The following is a 25,301-nucleotide window of genomic DNA, read 5'->3' as shown; positions in this document are numbered from 1 at the left end:
ATAGCTTTAAATATTATTGAGAGACCTGAACTTCGCTTGAAGTTTAGGTCTTTTGATAAGTAAGATAGGTGGAAGTACTGTTGGATTTTAGCTCAATGATTGCCGGGTATATGATTAAATATTTATAAAATTAAACTGTGATTCTTCACTTTCATCTGCTTTAATTTCTTTTTTTATTCAACCTGAGTTCACGTATAATAAGGAAAACAGAGGCATTTCATTCAGCAAAGGAATACAAAATATTTCCTACATATTGCTATGTATAAGTGAAACGGCTGATCAACTTTATACTTTAAAATCTTTGTTTATCCATGTGTTTATTAAAGCCTTTATCGAATTCGTAGTTAAATTAATTAATAATAATGTATTCCCCAACCTTCATGGTCTCTCAAAAAGATATTCTATTTTTGTTATTCTAATTAAAATAAGATTATGAATTTCAGATTTTCAATCGTATCCCTGCTGTTATTTGCACTGGGATTTTCGCAGGATCTTAAAGTAATGAGTTTCAATATCAGGCTGCAGGTTACATCAGATAAAGAAAATGCCTGGACAGAAAGAAAACAGGATGCTGTGGATCTGTTAAATTATTATCATCCCGATTATTTCGGAGTTCAGGAAGCGCTTCCCGAGCAGATGAAAGATATTAAGGCCGGCCTTAAGAATTACGATTATGTAGGAGTAGGAAGAGATGACGGAAAGGAAAAAGGAGAGTTCTCGGCTATTTTTTATGATACAAACAGGCTTCAGGTGGTGAAATCCGGGACATTTTGGCTTTCGGAAACACCGGAAATACCTTCCAGAGGATGGGATGCAGCTCTTAATAGAATCTGTACCTATGCTTTTTTTAGAGATAAAAAATCCAAGAAAGAATTCCTGGCCATGAATCTACACTTTGATCATATCGGAAATGTGGCAAGAGTGAAATCTTCTGAACTTATTCTGAAGAAGATCAAAGAGATGAATCCTAAAAACCTTCCCGTAACTTTATGTGGGGATTTTAATTTAACAGAAGATTCTGAGCCGATAAAGATCCTTTCCCAGAATCTGAATGACAGCTTTTATCATTCCGAAACAAAACCTTACGGGCCGAAAGGAACCTTTACCGCTTTTAATGTGAATGAAATTCCTAAAGACAGAATCGATTATATTTTTGTAAAAGGCTTTAAAATAAAGTCCCAGAGGCACATCAACGACAGAAGGGGAAATCTGCTGTACCCATCGGATCATTTTCCGGTATTGGCAGAGCTTTCTTATTAATTCGGGATTAGCTTACCGGAAAATCAACTTCAAATCCAATTCCTCTCAGGGATTGGATTTTTATTTGGGGATCATTCATAAAATATTTTCGGAGCCGGCTGATAAATACATCAAGGCTTCTTCCCGTAAAATAATCATTCGTTTCCCAAAGGCTGTCCAGGATGTCATCTCTTTTAATCATTGTACCATTATGTTTCAGAAGATACAGAAGAAGTTCCCGTTCCCGAATTGTAAGACGAATATTTCCTTCAGGATGGGAAAGCAGCAGCTTTTCAGTATCTAAAGAATAGGTTCCGATCTTTATTTGTGGTGAAACAGCAGGCTGGGTCCTTTTCAGGATATTTTTGATCCTTAAAACCAGCTCTTCTGGGTCACAGGGCTTGGCGATGTAATCATCTGCTCCTATCTTTAGTCCCATCAGACGGTCTATTTTCTGGTTCTTGGCAGACAGGAAAAGTAAGGGAAAATTGTTTTTCTCCTGTAAGATCATTTTCGCTAAAGAAAAACCGTCGATTGTAGGCATCATAATATCCAGAATGCCGATATGAAAAGGAAAATCTGTCCTTAAAAGACAGACAATGTCTTCCGGATTCTGAAACCACGTTACTTCAAAATCTTCCAGCTCCAGATACTGTTTCAGGATTATTCCGAAATCCGGATCGTCTTCGGCTAAAAGGATCTTAGTTTTCATGGGGAAGAGATATTTTAAAGGTAGTTCCAGTTTTTGGGCGGCTGGAAACTTCTATGCTGCCAAGGTATTTCGTTACAATCTTTCTGACAAAATAAAGTCCTAATCCAAGACCTTTAGTATTATGAATATTATTTGACTGGATCCTGTAAAATTTTTCAAAAATATGATCGAGCTCTTTTTTTTCTATACCATAACCGTTATCACTGATTTCTATTTTAAGATGTTGAGAACTATCGCTGATATTAATTTTTATATGAGAGGCTCCATATTTCACGCTGTTTTCGCCAAGATTTTTAATCAGGGTTTCCATGAGGTTTTTGTCAAAAGGAAGCTCTTCCGGAACCTGGCTGGTCAATTCAAAATTTGTCTCAGGATAGGTGAAGGTGAGATCCTTTACAAAAAAGCTCCAATCTTCAGGCTTTATGGAGAGAAGTTCTTCAGCAGTTTCATCTTTGTGAAGCTGAAACATCAGGTTTTCAAGGCGGTTGATCTGCCGGTCGATGAGTGGTAGGGTTTCGGGATTCCATTCCTTTTTTAAAGCCTTTGATGCGATCTTTAAAGTGGCAATCGGAGTTTTAAATTCATGAGATATGTTATCCACCACGGTGTGGAGAATTTCTATCTGTTTTTGTTGACGGGCTAAATTTTTAACGGTAAAAATATAAATTAAAAGTACACTTAAAAGAATGCCGGCACAACAGATGGTAAGCAGGGCAAGCTCTTTAAATATAATTGTTTTGATGTTTAAGATTTCAAAGCCAGTGTTGCTTTTTAGAAGAAAAGAATCGTTTCGGCCGGGCCCGCCATCTTTAGTACTGGATCTTGAGGTTGTTTCCCATTTGCCTGTATTGGAAATTTTGGGAGTAGTGACTTTATTTCTGGTTTCGTATATTGTGATGGGTTGATTGATGAGGTGGGTGCTGTCAGGAATATAAATGATAGAAATATATTCTGTTTTTGTAGCAATTTTATACCCTTCTTTTTTAAAACGGCTGTCTACATAATTGCTTAAATGTTTTTCGTTGGCCTTTCTGTTTTTTTCAAAATAAGCTAAAAAGTCTTTTTTGCTCATTTTTTTGTCATGATATCTGATCAGAATCTTCTGGATAGAATCATCTGTTTTATTTGCTATGCCGCCAAGGTCTTCCAGTTTATCAGTGTAGTTGGTAAGTCCTTCGTGTACGGTTCTGTAGATCTCCCGTTCCTTTACCTGATACGTTTTGTACATAAAATACGCCTGTATTCCGAGCAGAAGCAGGAACAGGGCAGCGAAGAGGGCAATAAGATACTTACTTTTGGATATCATTTGAAACAAAGATAAAACTTTAGTCTTTCCCTTGCCGGTATTAACCCATCATTAACCTTCCATTAACCGAAATTCTCTCGGTAAATACAGAATTTTGAACCGTCAAGTAAAGTAACATCCATGCTTTTCAAAATCAATTATGTATAAAGTTTTTCTTTTCCTGTTTTTCCCAATGCTCTTGTCCGCACAGCTGCAGATTATAAAAGGTTCAGTGACGGATACTGAGAATGGAAAGATATCCTCTGCGGATATCGGAATTTATAATTTAAAAAATGAGCTGATCAAAACACTGAAAACAGATACTGACGGGCAGTTCCATTTAGAAGGAATAGCTGTTGATTCCGTAAAAATAATTGTTAGAAAAACAGATTATACTCCTTTTGAAAGAATAATGGATCTACAAAAGGATAACGGATTTTTAAAAATCATTCTTAAGAAGGAAACTCAGGAAATAGAAGCTGTCGTCATGACCAAACAGAAACCGATGGTCACCAGAAAAATAGACCGCCTGGAATTCAATATTGAAAATAGTAATGTTTCTTCGCTTAATGCATGGGAGATATTGAAGAAGACGCCCAGTGTTACGATAAACAATGATGTGATCGCCATCAAAGGAGGAACGGGAATTTTGGTAACCATCAATGATAAAAAGGTAATGCTGACTGGTGATGAGCTCAAAAATTTTCTTGAAAACACACAGGGAGACGAAATTAAATCGGTAGAAGTCATCACTAATCCACCTGCAAAATATGAAGCATCCGGAAGCGCAGTTCTGAATATTGTGATGAAAAAAAATAAGATCGAAGGCTACCGCGGAATTGTTTCATCAAAATATGTGCAGACCCAGTATGCAAAAGGGGTTGTAGGCATCTCCCAGTATTACAAAAAAGATAAACTTTCATTGATGGGAAGTTATTACAGAGGTTTTGGGACATATTACCGTGAGGGAACCGATTATGTAAATTACCAGGAAAGCCAGAAGAAATGGGTAAGCACCATGAACAGAAAGGACAGGAACAAAGCACAGAATACCATCAACCTCAATGTGGAATATGAAATTGACAGCCTGACCAATCTGAGCCTGAATTATTCGGGGTATTTCAGCCCGAAGTCTTTTGGAACTTACGTGGTGCCCACATTGATCTACAATAACCAGGATATTGCTGAATCGGATTATACAACCATTAACGATCATCATTCCCGGACGATTAATAATTCACTGAGCTTTCAGGTCGACAGAAAACTTGGTAAGAAGGCAAGTATTTCATGGATCAGTTATTTTACCGGAAACAATGTGGAAAAATATCAGAATGTACTCACTCACCTAAATTTTGCAGGGGAGACGCCAAGGGATGATAATTTTTTCACTCAAAATAAAACGGATGTTCAGCTGTATTCCACGCAGGCCGATTATCAGTGGAAAGATAAAAAGTTTGAAATAGAGTCCGGAGCGAAGTACAGCTTTGTGAAAACAATGAGCGCACTGGATTTTTCAGATAACGAAAACGGCTCACTTCAATTGCGTCCGGAGAAAAGCAGCCTGTTTGATTACAAGGAACATAATTTTGCGGTCTATTCTTCACTGGCTTATAATCCCGGAAAGTGGAATTTTAAAGGTGGCCTTCGCGCTGAAATGACGGATCTGGAAGGGGTAGTGTCCGAGCCTTACGAACGCAACAAAAATAAATACTGGAGTCTTTTTCCCACTTTCTATGTTCAGTATTCTACAGAAAGTAAGCATGAATTTGGGTTTTCCTATGGGAAAAGAATCAGCAGGCCTTCTTATTCATGGCTGAATCCGGCGAAGTCGTATTACAATTTATTCTCCTATTATCAGGGAGATCCGAAACTTAAAGCCACCATTATTCATAATCTCAATCTGACCTATTCCTGGAAAGGCTGGAATCTGGATTTGTACTACAGAAAGGAGATCTATCCGTCTATGGAAATTTCATATCAGGAACCCAGTACGAATAATCTGATCTATTATTTTACCAATATTGAAAAAGGTCAGGCTTTTGGAGCCAGCCTGTACAAGAACTTTCAGATCAACCCGTGGTGGACGATGATTCTTTCAGAAAACCTGGAACATAACGAAAATTATTTCAAAGGGCTTGATGGTGTCCTGTATAAAAATAAGGTCTGGAACTGGGTATCTAATGTTTCAACAGCAATTACCTTAGATAAAAGTAATGACTGGAAAATGGAAGTGGGTCACAAATACTATTCGCCCGGGATACAGGGAACTTTCAGAATTTCCAGTGCATGGTCTGCGTATTTTGTAATGAACCGGAAATTCTTTGATAAAAAACTGGAAGCTTCATTTATTTTTAATGATATTTTCCGGAGTATGGGACAGAAGATAAGTACAAAATATGCCAATCAGGACAATTATTTCCTGGATTACGGAGATACCCAGGGATTCACACTTTCTCTGAAATTTAATTTCGGGAACCAGTCGGTGAAGAATGCCAGGACTATTAAGAAAACAGATGAAGCGGATAGATTGTAGAAATTATTGTTACTGATTGATTTAGAAATTCATAAGGATGTAATAAGTTTCATCTCTCAATATCTGTCTTCCTTTCTAAAAATAAAACTAATATCCATAAAACATTATTATAAAAGAAATTCCTTTTCTGTGTGACATTTTCGCTAATTTTGATACTTATTTTTTAAAATTAGAGATATGAAACTATTTCTTTACGCTTTGGTAGTCGCTGTTTCGATGCAGCAGATCGCTGCCCAGGAGCTGTATATGCCAAGAAATATTAAGAAAGCCTATGAAAAGGGAACCCGTGATATTTCCGGCGCTCCGGGTAAAAACTATTGGCAGAATAAAGGGATTTATAATGTTGAGGTAAAAGTGGATGCCGGAAGCAAAACGGTTTCAGGTAAAGAAACGATCACATACATTAATAACAGCCCCGATGAACTTCACGAACTTGCGATCAGATTTGTGAATAATCTCCATAAGCCGCAGTCTCCGAGATCTGGTTTCGTATCCCAAGATTTTTTGTCTTCAGGGCTTTATATTAAATCATTGATCATCAATGGTGAGAAATATACCGTAAACAGCGATAATTGGGGAACTGTAGAAAAAGTAAAGTTGAATAAAGCGCTTAAGGCCGGAGCAAAAGCTGACGTGAAAATAGAATGGGAATATCCGCTTTCCGTGCAGAGCGGAAGGGAAGGGCAGATAGATCCTGAAACTTTTTATGTAGCTTATTCTTTCCCGAGGATTTCCGTTTATGATGATTATAATGGCTGGGATATGCTTCCCCATTCGGATAGACAGGAGTTCTATAATGATTTTAATGATTACAGCTTTGCCATCTCTGCGCCTAAAAATTTTGTAGTATGGGCTACCGGTGATTTTCTGAATCCTGAAGCAGTACTTCAGCAGGAATATTTAAAAAGATATAAAGCTTCTCTTAAAAGCGACAAGGTAATTCATATTGCTTCCGAGCAGGAAATGCGGTCCGGAAAAGTAACCAAGCAGAACAAATGGAATGTCTGGAAATTCAAAGCCAGTCACATTACGGATTTCTGTTTTGCATTGAGCAGCCACTATGTTTGGGATGCGGCAAGTGTTCAGTTAAAAACAAAAAGAGCAAGTGTTCAGGCAGGATATAAAGCCGGAGCTAAAGATTTTGAGCAGTATGTAGACTGGATGCGCTATAATCTGGACTGGTTTTCGAAGAAATGGCCTGGCGTGGAATACCCTTATAATGTAATGACTGCGATTCAGGGATATGCCGATATGGAATACCCAATGATGATTAATGATACAAGTATTCCTGATGATCTTCGTGATGCAAGGCTTACCGCAGATCATGAGATTGCCCATACCTATTTCCCTTTTTATATGGGAATTAATGAAACCCGTTATGCTTTTATGGATGAAGGCTGGGCAACTACCCTTGAGTATTTGATCGGCATTGATGAAAACGGTGAAGCTGCAGCCAAAGAATTCTATAAAAATTTCCGGGTTAAAAAATGGATTAATGACCCTTCTGCGGAACAGGACCAACCTATTATTACAATGAGTACGCAGGTAAGCGGAGCCGGATACGGAAACAATTCCTATGTGAAAGCATCTCTTTCGTATCTTGCCTTGAAAGATTATTTAGGAGACGAACTGTTCAAGAAAGCACTTCTGCATTATATGAACAACTGGAATGGAAAACACCCGGTACCGTGGGATTATTTTCACTCAATGAATACTGGTTCCGAAAAAAACCTGAACTGGTTCTTTCAAAACTGGTTTTATACCAATAACTATATTGACCTGAAAATAACTGATATTTCACAGCTAAACGATCTTCTTACAGTCAATGTGGATAATGTTGGAGGATTTGCGATTCCTTTTGATGCTGTTTTAAATTACGAAGACGGATCAGTTGAAAAGCTTCATTTTTCACCTTCTTTGTGGGAAAAGAACCAAAAGCAGGCAGATCTTGCCATTCCTATTAAAAAGAAAGTAAAATCGGTGACTTTAGACGGAGATATTTTTATGGATTATACACCTGAAAATAATACGAAATCATTATAAAAAGAAAAGCCTGAATAGAAAATTCAGGCTTTTTTATGAGGTTAATTTAAATTTTAGTAAAGTCTTAATCCGGATCTTGCTCCTGTAGAAGCAATTACCGACTGAACTCTTGCTTTCTGTCCAGCTGAGAACATAAACATGGCAGCATCATCTACATAATCCATATAATTCATAAACATTACAGATCTTTGAACACCGCTACATGTGTTGTATAATGGATACGTTGGTTTTCCATAATTAGCAGTAGTCTGCGTAGGGGTGTCTGTAACCTGATCGTTACCACAGCTTGCATCTCCCCAGATGTGTCTAAGGTTTAAATAATGTCCCACTTCGTGTGTTGCGGTTCTTCCTAAATTAAATGGTGAAGCTGCTCCTGTTTTTCCAAAATATGGAGCGGCAATGGCTACACCGTCATTCCATAATCCTGCAGATTCAGGGAATGTAGCGTATCCAAGAATAGTTCTTCCCTGGCTTGTCATTTTACCTACAACCCAGATGTTTAAGTAATTTGCCGGGCTTGTAGCATCAATTCCTCCTTTGGATGCTTTCTTCATATCATCATTGGTTGCCCAGCTTGTCTTGCTTGTAGCTTTTCTTATGGTATTTACCAATCTGAATTTTACTTTCGTATCACCGGCACTTACAGTCTGAAACTCAGCAGGAATTTTACTGGCATCACTATTTGTTCCTGTGAAATCAGCATTTAATACATCTATTTGTTCCGCGATTCTTGCGTCAGATACATTTTCTGCAGTAGTTTTATATAATACATTTACAACAACCGGAATTTCAACAGTACCATCTGCCAGAACTTTTCCAAGTTTTAATTCATTAGCGAATTTTTCTGTATTCGCTTCTAGTGTTACAAACTTTTGTCTAAGTTGTGCATCACTATTTAATGCTTCCTGTCTTACTTCTTCAGAGGCACAACCCCTTTTGAACATGTCGGCCGAAGAAACCTCTTCATTTGCAGGGTTTTCGCTTTGGTTTGACATATTGTCACTGTTACAAGCTGACATGAAGCTTAATACAATTGCTCCAAATAATAATTTTTTCATAAGCTCTTTTTTTCTATAATTTCTGACGGTGAATTTATATTATTTGAAATTATTATGCAACATATTTTTAACATTTTATTAAAAATACATCAACATTTCATTTAAAATATTATGTATTTCATATGTTATATAGATTAATATTGATTTATTGTTAATTTATAAAGTATTAAATTAATTGAATTATTTTTCTTAAAATATAACGTAATTTTAAATTATGTAATTTTTGAATAAATTATTTTATTTATTATTAAGCTATTAATAAAACATAATGAGTTGGTTTTAATCAGTAGTTATTTTTGGAAAAAGTTCCCGTTTTCATATTTTTGAATTTAATTTTTATATATAATACATCGTGGAACTACGGGATTATTATAAAACAGATAGCCTGAATTAAAAATTAATCCAGACTATCTTATTTAAGTTTATTAGATGTCTATTGTCTTAATCCTGCTCTTGGACCAGCTGAAGCCACTACTGCCTGCATTCTTGTTTTTTGGTTGGCAGAGAACATGAACATTGCTTTGTCATCTACATAATCCATATAATTCATGAACATTTGAGAGCGGCTTACCCCTCCACAAACTCTGTTTAAAGGATATGATGGTGTTCCGTAGTTAGGCCCTGGAGAAGTAGGTGTGTCACTGGAGTAATCCGTCTGACAGCCTGTATTGGAAGATCCCCAAAGGTGAGGTAGGTTTAAATAATGCCCTACTTCGTGTGTAACTGTTCTGCCTAAATTGAACGGAGCGGAAGCGCCTGTTTTACCAATATACTGATAGCCTATTACAAGACCGTCATACCAAAGACCGGCAGATTCAGGGTAATAGGCATATCCCAATGTCCCGGGCTGGTTATTCTCATCTAGGATAGAATTAACCACCCAGATATTCATGTTTTTGGTTGGATCCGTTGCGTTAATACCTCCGGTAGTCGATTTTTTCATTTCTTCCAGATCAGATCTCCATGCCGTTTTTGTGCTTTGCTTACGGTTTGTCGCTACCAACTTAAAACTGATCTTTACATTTCCGGCTGCAGCAGGTTGAAATGCCGCAGGTATTTTAGTGATATCAGAATTAGTAGCAGAGTAGTCTGCATTTAATACTGCGATTTGCTCTGCGATTCTTGCGTCAGAAATATTTTGTGTAGAAGTGTTATAGATTACATTGAAAACAACCGGAATTTCTACCGTCCCGTCTGGGAGCACCTTACCCATCATAATGTCTCTTGAGAATTTTTCAGACTGTAATTCATTAGCTTCAAATCTGGCTCTTAATGCCGGATCGCTTTTGAGTGCCTTTTCCCTTATAAGGTCAGAAGGACAGGCTCTTTTTGATGCCATTGCGCTTGAAAGATTTCCCGGATCCTGAGATACATCCTCCTGATTGGAAATATTATCACTGGTACAAGCTGACATGAAGCCCAGAACGAGAGCTCCGAATAGTAGTTTTTTCATAATATATTGTAAATGGTTTGCTCTCCAAATTTATATTATAAAAAATTAATACACAAAAAATATTCACAATTATTTGAATAATTTACATCAAATATCGATGTTTATTGAGTTTTTCTTTGTTTTTGTTGATTTTGGTTGAATTTTAATTGTTTTTATAATTTGTGTTTAAATATTTTTCAATTGAAATTATTGTAGTTAAAAATATTTATTTAATCATTGAAAATTATTTATATTTTAAAGTTTTTTCTTTTCGCCAGATTACCCTGCAAAACCATTTTTAATAGCAAAAACCGCTAGGCCAACCCGGGTTTTCAGGTCCAGTTTATCGCAGAGCTGGTCGCGGTAGCTTTCTACGGTTCTCGGGCTGCAGCACATTCTGTCTGCAATTTCCTTATAGCTCAGCTCGGTAACAGTGTATTTCAGGAATTCTTTTTCGCGGTCCGAAATTCTTATGGTGCTTGCTGTTTCCTTATCTTTGTTTAAATTGGAAAATATAATCTTTGAAGCCCATTCCGGATAGAAAAAGCCGTCAGAATTTAATTTTGTTAATGCGGTTTCCAGATCTTTAGGGTGGGTGTTTTTTAATAAATATCCTTTTGCACCGTTTTTAATCATTTTAATAACACTGTTGTCATCACCCTGCATGCTTAGTGCCATTACTTTAATCTCCGGATGATTTTGAGTAAGCCAGGCAGCAGTTTCGAAGCCGTCCATAATTGGCATGCTGATATCCAGAAGAATGATATCCGGGATTTTACCGTTGTCTTCAAGCTTCTGAATCAGATCTTTGCCATTCTCACAAACATAGATCACTTCAAATTCATTAAAATTATCAATAATCCCCTCCAGTGCTTTGGCAATGAGTACGTGGTCATCAACAATTACTATTGTTTTTTTCATGGCTGTTTTTTTAAAATAATATTGAGTGTAGTTCCGGTATTTTTCTGGCTTTCAAGATTAAAATCTGCGCCTATGATTGCTGCTCTGTTTTTCATATTCGTCAGGCCAATACCGTTGGACTTTACCTCAGTACTGTCGAATCCAATACCGTCATCCCTGAGATTAAGCTCCCAAAGTATCTCCTCGGAAGTATTCAGGTTGATAAAAATATTTTTACAGTTGGCATGTTTGATGCTGTTCTGGATAAATTCCTGTATGATCCTGAGAAGTACATTTTTATGGACAAATCCAAGATCAAGCTGCCTAAAGTTATGTTTAAAACTCACATGGCACCTCTTGAAAGTATTGGTATTGTCTACCTCTTCCTGAATCAAAGTTACGATTTCCTTCTGATTTATATTGTCGTCCGTCAGTGTTTTTGAGAGGTTTCTGAGATCCTGCAGCGACTGGTTAATGATCTGTGAAATCTGGTCGATTCTTTCAATTACTTCAGGAACTCTGTTTTCGTAAAGAAGCTGTTGGGTGTAGAGGCTTACCAGTGTCAGTTTCTGGCCGATATTATCATGAAGCTCACGTCCTATCTGCTGCATGGTGGCCTGCTGGATTTCAAGCTGTGTGGCCAGGAGTTCCCGTTTGTGGACTTCATTTTTTACTTCAATTTCATTCATATATTCTCTCTTGCGCTGCTTGTATTTTCTGATGTAAACTATTACTGCTGATACAAACAATACAAAGAAGATATTAAACAAAATTAATACGATGATGAGCTCTGTTTTCCCCATATGAATGAAATTGAAAATAATAGATACATTATAATTCCTGACATAAGAAAATAAGAAAAATAAATATCATGTATTTCTCTGTATTCCCTAATAAGATTAAAGAATGTCCAGAATGGAAGCGTTCCTATATAGAATAACGTCACTCCAAGATTAATATAAAACATCTTGTTCCTGCTGAAGTTCAGGATTTCAGAAGAATTGATCTGTTTGTAATATTCCATGATCACCAACACCATTAAAAGTAGGCAGCCTACTGTATAGTTAAAGGATAAAATGATCTTTTTCGTGGTGAAGAAGAATTCACTTGATAAAAATGACAAAAGATACAGCAGGGACATGATGTAGAATAATTTTGGCCTGCCTAGGGATTTTGCAGCATAAAGCCAGTAAAAGAAAAGAAACTCAATAGGAATTACGAAGTAATTAAAAAACTTCGGCTTGTTATATTCTATAAGCAGATATCCCCATTTACCTACTACTTCACACAAAAACATAAGAATAAGATAAAAAGAAAAATATTTCCAATATCTGTCCGTATTACCACGGTTGTAGTAAATAATGGATATTATGGCAGTAAGTCCTTCTACCCAGATTAGAGACTCCTGCAGTATCTTCTGAAAATCAGTCATGTTTGTTGTGGGATAAAATAAATTATTGAATTAAGGGAATTGTTCAACTTTTGGATCCTGCGGTGGAGATAGTGTTCCATGGTTTTCCGCAAGAGTTTCAGGGCAAGCCGACTTTCCGTTTTTTGAGGCCATAGCTAATATTGATCCTGAATTTGGCGGGCAAAAGTCATAGTTAAGCATTTCCCCGGTTTCATCCGCTTTTTTTAGGGTAGGGATCATTACTAAAGTATGTCTTTCTGCGTATTCCTTTTCTACAGGATGGCTTTCCATAATGGCCCAGTCTTCAGCTTTTGGATAGGCGGCATAATAGAACCTGATGCCTAAATCCTCTTCAGAAACATCAGGATTTGCTTTTTTGGCTTCATTTTCTACACATGCTATAAACTTTTTCAGTTTAGGAAGGTCAAACCATATGGCATGAGAATCGGTAATTCCTAATTCCTTGTTAACAGCCTGCATCTGATTGTTTCTGTAGTTGCCTATTAACTGCCGAACAAGCTCTGAAGGAATGGTGTTTACACCTGAAACAGTCTCGCTTGCTCCGGCCTCCGAAGTAGTTTTTGTTTTCATAACGTTAGTTTTATAAAAGAATGTTAGTTAGTAGTGCAAATCTCGTAAAAATTTCGAGGTAAACAGATGTGTTTTTTCCTGTTTATTTTCCGTGTTTTTACGGATTGTGTATAAGCTGTAAATAACAGAGCCCCCAAATCATTGGAGGCTCTGTATTTATAGATATTATGCTTTATAATATTCTCAATCCGGCTCTAGGTCCGTTAGCTGAAACAGATGCCTGCATCCTGTCGTTCTGGTTTTTTGTAAACATGAATAAAGTAGTTTCATCAGAATAATCCATATAATTCATGAACATTACAGATCGGGATACGCCTCCGCATGTTTCCATTTTAGGATAAGAAGGAACTCCTCTGTGAAGAGTGATCTGTTGTGGAGTGTCATCTGCGAAATCGTTTCCACAGTTAGCGTCACCCCAGATATGTCTCAGGTTCAGATAATGACCAACTTCGTGTACCGTTACTCTTCCTTTGTTGTGAGTAGCAATCGGTCCGCCTTCACCTACATATTCATCCATCATGACTACCCCGTCATTCCAAAGTCCTGCAGATTCAGGGAAAGTGGCGTATCCTAATACATATCCGGATTGATAAGGCATGTAATCTACCACCCAGATATTTAAATATTTTGTAGGATCAGTAGCATCAACTCCTCCGGTCGTTACTTTTTTCATTTTATCGTCAGGGGCCCATCTGGATTTGGTGGTGGATTTTCTGTTGATCTGGGCCAGTCTGAATTTGATTTTTGTATCTCCGGCGTTTAGCGTCTGGAATTCTGCCGGAATATTGGAAACATTAGCGTGTGTCGATGCGAAAGCTTTGTTCAGTACTTCAATCTGAGAATTGATTCTTGCATCGGATATATTATTACTTGTGTTCGTGTAAAGTACATTAAAGATTACAGGAATCTCAACACTTCCGTCGGCAAGAACCTTACCCATCTTTTTTTGTTCAATAAATTCAGCCGTGCTGTTTTCAATCTTAAACATACGCTGAGCAGCGTCAGGGTTCTCTGAAAGGAATTTTTGCCTCACAACATCAGAGCCGCAAATCGCTCCTTTATCTGCCATTGTAGGTTGGTCAGTGTTCGCGTTTGCTTTTTCAGTGTTGAGATTTTCTGTTTCATTGGCGCATGAAACAAAAAGAGTAATCAATACTCCTAATACTGTTTTTTTCATAAAATTATCTTTTGTTATTCAAATGTGTTACAAATGTATAAAAAATATATATTCATTGATTATTATTTATCATTTTAACACTTTTTACTGTTTATTTGATATTTTTATGTTTGTTTATATTATTCGTTGATTTGTTTATTTAAATGAAATATTTTAATTGTTTTATTAATATAGTAAATTGATAGACTATATCTTTTAAATTAGTCGAAAAATAATAAGTTTGCTAAAAAGCAAAAAAAGCCGGAAATTTACTCCGGCTTATAGCTTAAATTTAAATGCAAGGATATCTTTTGGGGTCCCTGCAGATATATCCTGTTGAACAGCAAAGCCCTACAGGGCAGTTCATATCGATGTCGCATTCTGTAAGTGAAGATGATAAGCCACCGCTGATCCTCTTCAAATCATTTCTTTTTAACTTTTTCATACGATAATTTTAAAGGTTAATCAATAAGGCTGGGTCTGCATTCGGCCTGACCGCAATTGATATTAATCTGTGAACATCTTTCCGTAGCACACGTTCCGCTGGTAGAACCGTCAGGGTAAATTAATATATTGCAACGGCAGTCGATTTTTCCCCCTAAAATAGTTTTCAATGAACTTCTTTTTAACTTTTTCATACTGATTTTGTTTTAGTTAGTAATTTTTTTTGAATTATAAATGTACTAATATTTCACATACCTTTGATAAAAAGGCAAAAAAAATAAGTGATGCAGATTGGGCTGCACCACTTACTTACAAAAATAATATATATGAAAAAAACTACTTTACTGATCTGTCGGCCTGAACACCAAACCTGTTTCTTCAAAATAATCTAAAGTAATTCTGTCGCTATCATTTACTTTTCCGGCAAGAATCTCTCTGGATAATTTATTTAATACTTCCTGCTGGATCACTCTTTTCAGAGGTCTGGCTCCAAAAGAAGGATCATATCCTTTGTTCATCAGGTAATCCAAGGCATCCTGAGTAGCGGTCATCATGATGTTTCGTCTGGAAAGCATCTCATTATAACCTCTCAGCTGATACTGAACAATTTTTCCGATCTCTTTTCTATTTAAAGGCTGGAACAGCACCACTTCGTCTATTCTGTTCAGGAATTCCGGACGTAAGGTTTGTTTCAGAAGATCAAAGACTTCATCTTTTGTCTTGTCGACGATCTCATCCTGATTCTCCTCAGTGATATTTTCAAAATTCTCCTGAATCAGATGCGAACCTAAATTAGAGGTCATAATAATGATCGAATTCTTAAAGTTCACCACACGGCCTTTATTATCCGTCAGACGTCCGTCATCCAAAACCTGCAGGAGCGTGTTGAAAACATCAGGATGTGCTTTTTCAATTTCATCCAGAAGAACCACGGAATACGGCCTCCTTCTTACAGCTTCCGTCAGCTGTCCGCCTTCATCATAACCTACATATCCCGGAGGAGCACCTACCAGCCTGGAGACACTGTGTCTTTCCTGGTATTCACTCATGTCAATCCTTGTCATATTATTCTCATCATCGAATAAATATTCCGCAAGGGCTTTAGCCAGCTCAGTTTTACCAACACCAGTTGTTCCTAAGAATAAGAAAGATCCGATAGGCTTTTTCTCATCGCTTAGTCCCGCTCTGTTTCTTCTGATGGCATCTGCTACTGCTCCGATGGCCTCATCCTGTCCTACAACACGATGGTGAAGTTCAGTTTCAAGGTTCAGAAGTTTCTCTCTTTCAGACTGAAGCAGCTTGGTAACAGGAATTCCTGTCCATTTTGCAATCACTTCAGAAATGTTTTCAGAAGTAACTTCCTCCTTAATGAGTTCATTCTGATGGTTTTGCATCTCTAATTCGAGTTTTTGCAAAGCATCCTCCTTTTCCTTTATTTTTCCGTACTGGATTTCTGCTACTTTGGCATAGTCTCCAGCTCTTGAAGCTTTTTCTGCTTCCAGTTTCAGAGATTCAATATCTTTTTTAATAGATGTTAAATCCTCAGATTTTTGTTTTTCTTTTAGCCATTTAGCATTGATTTCATTTCTTTCTTCAGAAATTTTTGAAATATCTTCTTTTAAATGGTCAATTTTTGTCTGGTTGCCTTCTCTCGAAATAGCAGCCAGCTCAATTTCCAGCTGCATTAACCTTCTGTCTAGAACATCCAGTTCTTCAGGTTTTGAATTGATTTCCATTCTCAATTTAGCCGAAGCTTCATCGATAAGGTCAATCGCTTTATCCGGTAAAAAACGGTCTGAAATATATCTCTGAGACATTTCAACCGCAGCAATAATCGCTTCATCTTTGATTCTTACCTTATGGTGGGCTTCATATTTATCTTTAATCCCTCGAAGAATAGAAATCGCAGATTCCGTATCCGGTTCCTCCACCATTACTTTCTGGAAACGTCGCTCAAGTGCCTTATCCTTTTCAAAATACTTTTGGTATTCATTTAAAGTAGTCGCACCGATAGCTCTTAATTCCCCTCTTGCTAAAGCCGGTTTCAGGATGTTAGCCGCATCCATTGCACCTTCACCGCCTCCGGCTCCTACCAGAGTGTGGATCTCATCGATGAAAAGAATAATTTGCCCTTCAGACTTGATTACCTCATTCACCACAGATTTCAAACGTTCTTCGAATTCACCTTTGTATTTGGCTCCGGCAATTAGTGCCCCCATATCCAGAGAATACAGCGTTTTGTCCATCAGGTTTTCAGGAATATCTCCCGAAATAATTCGGTGGGCAATACCTTCAGCAATGGCTGTTTTACCTACACCCGGTTCTCCGATAAGGATCGGATTGTTTTTAGTTCTTCTCGAAAGGATCTGAAGCACTCTTCTGATCTCTTCATCACGCCCGATTACCGGATCCAGTTTTCCTTCCGCTGCTAATTCGTTGAAGTTTTTAGCATATTTATTTAAGGATTGGTAAGTCTCTTCCGAACTGGCAGAAGTAGCCTTGCTTCCTTTTCTTAATTCTTTAATGGCACCTTCCAACAGACTTTTAGTGACTCCCATATCCTTAAGCATTTTGGATACTTCAGAGCTGGTTTCCAGCAATGATAGCCATAGATGTTCGATGGTGACATATTCGTCACCCATTTTTTTAGCAATATTCGGGGCGTCCAGCAAAACTTTGTTGGCTGACTGTGAAAGATAAATATTCCCTCCCTGAACTTTTGGAAGCTTCTCAATATTTTCTCTGTTTCTTTCCCTTACCAGATTGGCATCTGCTTCAGATTTTTTTAATAAGAAGGGTGAAATATTTTCATCTACCTGAAAAATTCCTTCAAGTATATGTTGTGGTTCAATACTCTGATTACCAAATTCCATAGCAGTCTGCTGTGCTGCCTGGATGGCTTCTTGTGATTTTACAGTATATTGGTTTAAGTTCATATTTTTTATGTTTTTGGTAATAAATTGTTTTTGGTTCAGTTTTAAAAAGACACCAAGAAACCAAATTTTAAGGCCCGGTTTCTTAATGCCATCAAGTTATTTAATCATTTAATCGATTAGTTTATTTCAAAAATCGTTCAATTATTAAATTTACAAAAAATATGGACAAAATTTCCGAATTGTCTATTTTTAACGTTAAATTAACTTGACAAAATTTCCGATTCCCTTATATTAACTTTGAAATAATGGAAAAACCGTCATATTCTGGGAAAAACTGAAAATGAAAAGAAGGAGGAATTTTAGTATTTGAAGGCTTTTTATATAATCTTAACCTGAAATTCCCCTTCGCTGGAAGGGTGAAATAGAAGATTTGCCGGAGCGGTTTAAAAAAAACTGCCGCTTCTTTGTTTAAAATCATAGCTTTAAATTAACATATTAACCTCAGAATAATTACTTTTGCATTTTACCAGATGGAGCTTAAAGAAAAACAAAAGAAAATTTTAGACGTAGCCGTAGAGCTTTTCAAAGAGAAAGGTTATATGGGCAGCTCAGTTAGAGATCTTGCCACAAAGCTTAATATCAAGGCTGCGTCACTGTATGCTCATATCCGGTCTAAAGAAGAAATCCTGGAGTGGATATGCTTCGGAATAGCTCAGAAATTTTTTGATGAGCTCCAGGAAATAAAAAGTACTGACATCGCTCCAAAAGAAAAGCTCAACTTATTTCTGGATAAACACCTTTCTGTCGTTTTACAAAACCGTGATGTCACCCATATCTATTCCAACGAATGGAGGCATCTTGAAGAAAGGCTTCCGGAATTTATAGAGCTACGGAAGAATTATCAGAATGAAGTGGAGCAATTAATCACTGAAATTTACAAAGCAGAAAACTGGGAGCTGAAATCACCTACTTTTACCACAAGATTTATTCTTCATACTCTCAACAATTCCTATTTCTGGTTCAAAAGAAATACGGAATCTACTACTGAAATTACCGATGAAATACGGGCGAAGCTTTTGTATGGGTTATTAGGGAATCAGAAATAATATTTTTTGCTGTAAAAGCATAAAAGTTTTATTAAGAATCTGCGGGCAGATTTAGAACTTTGCTTAAAAAAATACCTTTGATATTGCTTAACTCTTATTCATTCCTTCCCATCAACTCTAAATATTTGTATTGTTTAAAGGACTAAATAGCTTATCTCATTACTACTTGTCTATTTAGAATCATTCAAAAAATGACAAAAATCATAAAAATTTGGTCAGCATAGAAATTCTTTTTAAATTTACACCTAACAAATGTTAGTTAGTAGGTATGGATTTTTCAGTTGAATATGTAAAGCTCGACCGGTTGAGACAGCTTCAGTCTGACCGGTTGACAGAATTGGTTGGCTATCTTGGAGAGAGATCAGAATTTTATAGAGGGAAATTTAATGAATCAGGAATATCTCCACAGGATATAAGGACCATTGAAGATATCACGAAACTTCCTATAACTTACAAACAGGATTTAAGAGACAATTATCCATTCGGGCTTTTTACTGTTCCGAAAGATGAACTCCAGAGAATTCATTGTTCAAGCGGAACTACCGGAAAACCTACCGTAGTTGGCTACACGAAAGAAGATGTTGATATTTTCAGTGAAGTAGTCGCAAGATCATTATATGCTGCAGGAGCAAGACCGGGAATGCAATTGCACAATGCTTATGGGTACGGAATTTTTACCGGCGGACTGGGACTTCATTACGGAGCAGAAAAATTAGGAATGAGCGTTCTTCCGATTTCGGGAGGAATGACTGCCAGACAGGTCGATTTGATTATCGATTTTAAACCGGAAGTAATTTGTTGTTCACCATCATATGCATTGACTATTGCTGATGAATTTACTAAAAGAGGAATTACTGCAGACCAGATCAGTCTGAAATATGCTGTTTTAGGCTCAGAGCCATGGACGGAAATTATCAGGAGCCATATTGAAGAAAGATTGGGACTTCATGCGACTAATATCTACGGATTAAGCGAGATTATCGGGCCAGGAGTATCCATGGAAGATTTTGAAGAAAAAGGAGGGTCTTATATCTGGGAAGATCATTTTTATCCTGAAATTTTAGATCCGGTGACAAAACAGCCGGTTCCGTTCGGAGAAGAAGGAGTCTTGGTGATTACCACTTTAACGAAAAAAGCCATGCCGCTTTTACGGTATTGGACGAATGACATCACAAGCCTGTATTATGATGGAAACGCCAAAAGGACCATGGTGAAGATGAGACCTATCAAAGGAAGAGCAGACGATATGCTGATCGTAAGAGGTGTCAATGTGTATCCAAGCCAGATTGAAGAAGCATTTTCACACGTAAAAGGAGTGGTTCCGAACTATTATCTTACCCCGGTTGAAAAAGAGCAGATGTGTATAGCACTGGATATCGATGTAGAAATTGATGATGAGCTGGTGAAACTTCAAAAAATAGATGCTGATACCGATGATTATTTTAATTTTGTCGGCAACTTTGGAAAAAACATAGAAAACGAAATAAAAAAGAGGGTAGGGATTACCACGAAAGTAACAATTCATGCTCAGGACAGCCTGCCCAAGTGTGAAGGTGGAAAAATTAATAGAATACTTAAAAAATAATGAATTCATTTTATAAACTTAAAACGGTAAAGGTTCAGAAAGATACTCCTGATGCGGTGAACGTAGCAGTAGAAGTTCCTGAGGAGCTGAAGGATAAATTCAGGTTCAAGCAGGGGCAGTATCTTAATTTCCGTATGATGATCAACGGGAATGAAGAAAGACGTTCTTATTCTATCTGCAACGCCCCGAGCGAAAAAAGCAATACACTGGAAGTCTTGGTGAAGCTTTTGGAAGGCGGAAAGGTTTCAGGATATTTCAATGAGCATCTTCATATGGATGAGCTGCTGGAAGTAATGCCTCCTATGGGTGGTTTCAATACTTCTTATCACCCTACCAATGTGAAAACCTATGTAGGTTTGGCGGCGGGAAGCGGTATCAGCCCTGTTTTATCAAACCTTAAGGAAAGCCTTTATCAGGAGCCGAACAGCTGTGCTTATCTTTTCTACAGCAACAGAAGCATGAACCATGTGATGAAAAGAGCTGAGATCGATAAATTGGTGGAACATTTCAACGGAAGACTGAAAGTTATTTACTTGGTAAGCCGTGAAAAGCATGAAGATCCAGTATTTGAAGGAAGAATTTCTGCCGAAAAATTAGAGCAGCTATTTGAAAGATATGCAGAGATTGATGTAAAGGAAGCTACTTATTTTATCTGTGGGCCTGCTGAAATGATCAAGGGGATCGCAGATTATTTAAAGAAAGAAAAGAAAGTCCCTGCTATTCAGGTTTTATTTGAATATTTTACGGCTCCGGACGAGGAAAATTCGGAGGAAATGAGCGACGAATTCAAGGCAATTGCCAATTTGGAAAGCATGGTAACTGTGATCATTGATGATGATGAATATTCGTTCCACCTTAATTCTAAAAAAGAGAGTATCTTAGATAAAGCATTAAAAGACAATCTTCCGGTACCTTTCGCATGTAAGGGAGGAGTTTGCTGTACGTGTAAAGCGCAGGTTTTGGAAGGAGAAGTTTTCATGGAGAAAAATTTCGCGCTTACCGAAGATGAAGTAGCCAGAGGCTATGTTCTGACGTGTCAATGTCACCCGACAACGAATGTGGTGATGCTTAATTATGATGTGTAAAAATTAATGTAACAATGTAATAATTACCAGTGTAACAATCATTGGTACATTGTTAAACTGATACATTGCTAAATTGAAAATTATGGATTTAGAAAAATTTGTTCAATACGTTCACGACGAGAATAAAGTAGAGCCAAAAGATGTAATGCCCGATGATTACAGAAAACTATTGGTTCGTCAGATTTCACAGCATGCACATTCTGAGATTGTGGGAATGCTGCCGGAAGCCAACTGGATTTCCAGAGCGCCTTCACTGAGAAGAAAAATGGCTCTTTTAGCTAAAGTTCAGGATGAAGCAGGTCACGGTTTATACCTTTATTCTGCAACCGAAACTTTAGGAAACGGAACCATCAGAGCGGACAGAGACGCCACTTACGAAGATATGTTGGAAGGAAAAGCGAAATACTCAAGTATTTTCAACTATCCTACGCTGAGTTGGGCAGATATCGGTGCGATCGGTTGGTTGGTAGATGGTGCAGCCATTATGAACCAGGTGATGCTGATGGGGAATTCTTATGGACCTTATTCAAGAGCGATGGTGAAAATCTGTAAAGAAGAATCTTTCCACCAAAGACAAGGCTACGAAATTCTGATGGCACTTTGTCGTGGAACAAAACAGCAGAAAGAAATGGCTCAGGCTTCTCTAAACCGTTTCTGGTGGCCGGCTTTGATGATGTTTGGCCCAAATGATGACAGCTCTCCAAACTCTAAAATTTCAATGAATTACAGAGTAAAAAGAGAAAGTAATGACAGTCTGCGTCAGAGATTTATCGACGTTACCGTTTCTCAGGCTGAGTTTTTAGGATTAACCGTTCCGGATAAGGATCTGAAGTGGAATGAAGAAAGGCAGCATTACGATTTCGGGGAACTTCCTTGGGATGAATTCATGGAAATTCTAAAAGGAAATGGACCTTGTAACAAGAAACGTATCGAAACCAAGAGAAAAGCTCAAAGAGAAAATTCCTGGGTAAAAGAAGCGGCAATAGCTTTTGCAGAGAAACAACAAAAAGAAGTAATATAATAATGTAACAATATACCAATGTAAAAATGTAACAATCATTGTCATGCTGAGCTTGTCGAAGTATTTCATTGGTAAACTGTTACACTGATACATTGTTAAATTTAGAATTTGACTATGGCAAATTTAGATATGTGGGAAGTGTTTATTCAGACTAAACCGGGATTATCTCACAAACACGCAGGAATAGTACAGGCGCCAACAGCAGAAATGGCTTTGCAGAACGCAAGAGACGTTTACACCAGAAGAAAAGAAGGAACTTCCGTTTGGGTAGTTCCAAGTAAATATATCGTGACTTCAGAAGGAGTGGACAAAGAAGCTTTCTTTGATCCGGCAGATGACAAATTATACCGTCACCCAACGTTCTACGATATTCCTAATGATGTAAAAAATATGTAATTAATAAAGACTTTAAGATGTGAGATATCAGATACCAGACAATGTCTAATCTGAAATCTAGTGTCTGAAATCTGAAATCTATTAAACAATGAATTCATTATATAATTATTTATTAAAGTTTGCTGATGACAGCTTCATCATGGGACAAAGACTGTCTGCATGGTGTGGCGAAGGTCCTTACCTGGAGGAAGATATTGCATTGACAAACATCGCATTGGACGAACTTGGCCAGGCCAATAACTTTTATGTGTACGCATCAAGAGTTATCGATAACGGTAAAAGTGAAGATGATTTGGCCTTCTTAAGGTACGAGCACGAATATGTCAATGCCCATTGGGTTGAACTTCCTAATGAAGATTACGCGCAGACGATTCTTAAAGTATATGTATTTTCAGTATATCAGAAACTGATGTATGAGGCATTGTCGAATTCTGCGGATGAAGAGCTTGCAGCTTTGGCACAGAAATCTTTAAAAGAGGTGAGATATCATTACACTCATGCTTCTTCCTGGATGAAAATTTTTGCTCAAGGAACAGAAGAAAGCCGTGAACGTTTGGTAAAAGCCCTTGACAATATTTGGGAATACACAAAAGGTTTATTTGCAAAAGTGGAAGGAGAAGATGATTTAATTGCTTTAAACATTGCTCCGGACGGAGACGAACTGTACAAAGAATTTCTATCCATCACACAAAAAGATTTTGCAGAATATGGATTGGAATATCCGGCAAATCCTTTCATGCAGCCTAAATCCAGAACAGGATATCATACAGAATACTTCGGATTTATTCTTTGCGAACTTCAGTATATGCAGAGAGCGTATCCGGGATGTACATGGTAATTCCAAATGTAACAATCTAGCAGTTTAGCAATGTAACAATTAATTGCTAGACTGTTAGATTGATAAATAGGTACATTTTAAAAATGAAAAATCCTTTAGAAATATTAGAAATGGTTCCCGATCCGGAAATTCCGGTAATCAATATCGTGGAATTAGGTATTGTAAGAGAAGCAAAAGTTACCAGCGAGAATGCTTGTGAAATAACGATTACACCTACTTATTCTGCCTGTCCCGCTATGTTTACCATTGAGGAAGACATCATGAAGATCATGAAGGAAAACGGCTGGGATGCCAAAGTGGTCACCAAAATGTTTCCAATATGGACAACAGACTGGTTAACGGATGAGGCGAGAGAAAAACTTCGTGTTTACGGAATCACACCTCCCGAAAAAGGAGCAGACGAACATCACATCGGGAAACCGAAAAAATGTCCGCGCTGCGGTTCTATGAATTCAAAACAGATCAGCAGATTTGGTTCTACCTTGTGTAAGGCCTCTTATCAATGCTTAGACTGTCTGGAGCCGTTTGATTATTTTAAATGCCACTAATTAATGTACCAATAAATCAATGTACCAGTTTAACAATGTAACAATTATTCGGGCATTGTTAAACTGATACATTGTTAGATTTATTTACAGCATTGTTAAACTGTTAGATTGTTACATTTGATCGATTGCCACATTATTTTATATTGTTAAATTAGGGCAGTGTAATTTTTCAATTCTTTAATCATTTAATTTAAATTTAAACCATGTATACACAACTTGATATCGAAACGCATTTTGACGGAAAACTGAAAATTGCTTACCTCAATCAGCCTGAAACGATGAATGCGCTTACAAAACCATCTTTATCAGATCTGAAAGATTTTGTTAAAGAATGTAGTGAAGACCCTACTGTAAGATGTGTGGCGATTTCGGGAAGAGGAAGAGCTTTCTGCTCCGGTCAGAATCTGGATGATGCTTTCGTACAGGGTAATGAGCACCATGATAACGATATCATCAGAAAAATTGTGGTGGATTACTACAATCCTCTGGTTACAGAAATCACGCGTTGTAAAAAACCTGTTGTGGCATTGGTAAACGGCCCTGCAGTAGGAGCAGGTGCGATGTTGGCGCTAATCTGTGACTTTGTTTTGGCAGTAGATAAATCTTATTTTTCTCAGGCTTTTTCAAATATCGGATTGATTCCTGATACAGGTGGAACTTATTTCCTTCCAAAATTATTAGGCAGACAATTGGCTAATTATTTAGCATTTACAGGTAAAAGATTATCAGCTGAAGAATCTAAATCTTACGGTTTAGTGGCTGAGGTGTTCACAGAAGAAGAATTTGCTCCTAAATCTATGGAGATTCTTGAGAAAATGTCAAATATGCCGACTGCTGCTATTAGATTAACTAAAAAAGCCTTTGCTCAATCTTATACCAACACATTAAAAGAACAACTTGAACTGGAAGGCGATCTACAACAGGAAGCTGCAGAGACAGAAGATTTCATCGAAGGGGTAAACGCCTTTTTACAGAAAAGAAAACCTGATTATAAAGGAAAATAAATTATAGAAGCTAGAGATTAGAAGTTAGATATTAGTAA

Annotated in this window: 23 protein-coding genes; 11 read left to right on the top strand and 12 right to left on the bottom strand. The window is 37.3% G+C overall.

Features of this window, described 5'->3' with window-relative positions:
• Nucleotides 1-432: 432 nt before the first annotated feature.
• Nucleotides 433-1,260: an endonuclease/exonuclease/phosphatase family protein gene (locus tag ACMGDK_RS07175; RefSeq protein ID WP_436807327.1), complete on the top strand. Its 828-nt coding sequence runs from the start codon at nt 433-435 to the stop codon at nt 1,258-1,260.
• 7 nt (nt 1,261-1,267) lie between these two features.
• On the opposite strand, the gene ACMGDK_RS07170 is transcribed toward ACMGDK_RS07175, so the two are convergent.
• Nucleotides 1,268-1,951, bottom strand: a complete 684-nt coding sequence (locus tag ACMGDK_RS07170; protein ID WP_436807326.1) for a response regulator transcription factor — start codon at nt 1,949-1,951, stop codon at nt 1,268-1,270.
• Complete coding sequence (locus ACMGDK_RS07165; RefSeq protein WP_436807325.1) at nt 1,941-3,257, bottom strand: sensor histidine kinase; 1,317 nt, start codon at nt 3,255-3,257, stop codon at nt 1,941-1,943. The genes ACMGDK_RS07170 and ACMGDK_RS07165 overlap by 11 nt, the downstream gene beginning before the upstream one ends.
• A gap of 139 nt (nt 3,258-3,396) precedes the next feature.
• Here ACMGDK_RS07165 and ACMGDK_RS07160 point away from each other — a divergent pair, with 139 nt between their 5' ends.
• Both ACMGDK_RS07160 and ACMGDK_RS07155 read left to right on the top strand, forming a co-directional pair.
• Nucleotides 3,397-5,769: an outer membrane beta-barrel protein gene (locus tag ACMGDK_RS07160; protein ID WP_436807324.1), complete on the top strand. Its 2,373-nt coding sequence runs from the start codon at nt 3,397-3,399 to the stop codon at nt 5,767-5,769.
• Nucleotides 5,770-5,946: 177 nt separating this feature from the next.
• Complete coding sequence (locus tag ACMGDK_RS07155; RefSeq protein ID WP_436807323.1) at nt 5,947-7,812, top strand: M1 family metallopeptidase; 1,866 nt, start codon at nt 5,947-5,949, stop codon at nt 7,810-7,812.
• Between the two features lie 53 nt (nt 7,813-7,865).
• Here the strand turns inward: ACMGDK_RS07155 and ACMGDK_RS07150 are convergent, their stop codons facing one another.
• The 10 genes from ACMGDK_RS07150 to clpB form a co-directional block, all read right to left on the bottom strand.
• A complete protein-coding gene (locus tag ACMGDK_RS07150; protein WP_436807322.1) occupies nt 7,866-8,870 on the bottom strand; it encodes a zinc metalloprotease in 1,005 nt (334 codons plus the stop codon).
• A gap of 433 nt (nt 8,871-9,303) precedes the next feature.
• Complete coding sequence (locus tag ACMGDK_RS07145) at nt 9,304-10,323, bottom strand: zinc metalloprotease (protein WP_436807321.1); 1,020 nt, start codon at nt 10,321-10,323, stop codon at nt 9,304-9,306.
• Nucleotides 10,324-10,581: 258 nt separating this feature from the next.
• Nucleotides 10,582-11,223, bottom strand: a complete 642-nt coding sequence (locus tag ACMGDK_RS07140; RefSeq protein WP_436807320.1) for a response regulator — start codon at nt 11,221-11,223, stop codon at nt 10,582-10,584.
• Entirely contained in the window at nt 11,220-12,005 is a 786-nt protein-coding gene (locus tag ACMGDK_RS07135; RefSeq protein ID WP_436807319.1) for a sensor histidine kinase, read from the bottom strand. Before ACMGDK_RS07135 ends, ACMGDK_RS07140 begins: the two co-directional genes overlap by 4 nt.
• The gene (locus tag ACMGDK_RS07130; protein ID WP_436807318.1) at nt 11,975-12,634 is read right to left on the bottom strand and encodes a hypothetical protein; all 660 of its coding nucleotides are present in this window, start codon (nt 12,632-12,634) and stop codon (nt 11,975-11,977) included. Before ACMGDK_RS07130 ends, ACMGDK_RS07135 begins: the two co-directional genes overlap by 31 nt.
• Nucleotides 12,635-12,664: 30 nt before the next feature.
• On the bottom strand, nt 12,665-13,204 hold the full coding sequence (locus ACMGDK_RS07125; protein WP_436807317.1) for a hypothetical protein: 540 nt from the start codon (nt 13,202-13,204) through the stop codon (nt 12,665-12,667).
• A gap of 172 nt (nt 13,205-13,376) precedes the next feature.
• Nucleotides 13,377-14,381 (bottom strand): zinc metalloprotease, encoded by a 1,005-nt coding sequence (locus ACMGDK_RS07120; protein ID WP_436807316.1) that lies wholly within the window; start codon nt 14,379-14,381, stop codon nt 13,377-13,379.
• Between the two features lie 271 nt (nt 14,382-14,652).
• A complete protein-coding gene (locus ACMGDK_RS07115) occupies nt 14,653-14,805 on the bottom strand; it encodes a hypothetical protein (protein WP_436807315.1) in 153 nt (50 codons plus the stop codon).
• A gap of 16 nt (nt 14,806-14,821) precedes the next feature.
• The gene (locus tag ACMGDK_RS07110; protein ID WP_306840338.1) at nt 14,822-14,998 is read right to left on the bottom strand and encodes a hypothetical protein; all 177 of its coding nucleotides are present in this window, start codon (nt 14,996-14,998) and stop codon (nt 14,822-14,824) included.
• A 147-nt stretch (nt 14,999-15,145) separates the two neighbouring features.
• Nucleotides 15,146-17,740 (bottom strand): ATP-dependent chaperone ClpB, encoded by a 2,595-nt coding sequence (gene clpB / locus ACMGDK_RS07105; RefSeq protein WP_436807314.1) that lies wholly within the window; start codon nt 17,738-17,740, stop codon nt 15,146-15,148.
• 470 nt (nt 17,741-18,210) lie between these two features.
• Between clpB and ACMGDK_RS07100 the strand changes: the two genes are divergently transcribed.
• From ACMGDK_RS07100 to ACMGDK_RS07065, 8 genes are all read left to right on the top strand, one after another.
• The gene (locus ACMGDK_RS07100) at nt 18,211-18,786 is read left to right on the top strand and encodes a TetR/AcrR family transcriptional regulator (protein ID WP_436807313.1); all 576 of its coding nucleotides are present in this window, start codon (nt 18,211-18,213) and stop codon (nt 18,784-18,786) included.
• Nucleotides 18,787-19,054: 268 nt separating this feature from the next.
• A complete protein-coding gene (locus ACMGDK_RS07095) occupies nt 19,055-20,371 on the top strand; it encodes a phenylacetate--CoA ligase family protein (RefSeq protein ID WP_436807312.1) in 1,317 nt (438 codons plus the stop codon).
• The gene (locus ACMGDK_RS07090; protein ID WP_436807311.1) at nt 20,371-21,456 is read left to right on the top strand and encodes a 2Fe-2S iron-sulfur cluster-binding protein; all 1,086 of its coding nucleotides are present in this window, start codon (nt 20,371-20,373) and stop codon (nt 21,454-21,456) included. Before ACMGDK_RS07095 ends, ACMGDK_RS07090 begins: the two co-directional genes overlap by 1 nt.
• Before the next feature lie 82 nt (nt 21,457-21,538).
• A complete protein-coding gene (paaA, locus tag ACMGDK_RS07085; RefSeq protein WP_436807310.1) occupies nt 21,539-22,477 on the top strand; it encodes a 1,2-phenylacetyl-CoA epoxidase subunit PaaA in 939 nt (312 codons plus the stop codon).
• A 114-nt stretch (nt 22,478-22,591) separates the two neighbouring features.
• Nucleotides 22,592-22,873: a 1,2-phenylacetyl-CoA epoxidase subunit PaaB gene (gene paaB, locus ACMGDK_RS07080; RefSeq protein WP_034725794.1), complete on the top strand. Its 282-nt coding sequence runs from the start codon at nt 22,592-22,594 to the stop codon at nt 22,871-22,873.
• 88 nt (nt 22,874-22,961) lie between these two features.
• The gene (paaC, locus tag ACMGDK_RS07075) at nt 22,962-23,711 is read left to right on the top strand and encodes a 1,2-phenylacetyl-CoA epoxidase subunit PaaC (protein ID WP_436807309.1); all 750 of its coding nucleotides are present in this window, start codon (nt 22,962-22,964) and stop codon (nt 23,709-23,711) included.
• 83 nt (nt 23,712-23,794) lie between these two features.
• The gene (gene paaD / locus ACMGDK_RS07070; RefSeq protein ID WP_436807308.1) at nt 23,795-24,259 is read left to right on the top strand and encodes a 1,2-phenylacetyl-CoA epoxidase subunit PaaD; all 465 of its coding nucleotides are present in this window, start codon (nt 23,795-23,797) and stop codon (nt 24,257-24,259) included.
• A 203-nt stretch (nt 24,260-24,462) separates the two neighbouring features.
• Nucleotides 24,463-25,263: an enoyl-CoA hydratase/isomerase family protein gene (locus tag ACMGDK_RS07065; RefSeq protein ID WP_436807307.1), complete on the top strand. Its 801-nt coding sequence runs from the start codon at nt 24,463-24,465 to the stop codon at nt 25,261-25,263.
• Nucleotides 25,264-25,301 lie beyond the last annotated feature (38 nt).

The organism is Chryseobacterium hilariae (assembly GCF_051400735.1).
Classification (GTDB): Bacteria; Bacteroidota; Bacteroidia; order Flavobacteriales; family Weeksellaceae; genus Chryseobacterium.
This window is presented reverse-complemented; position numbering and strand designations above follow the sequence as displayed.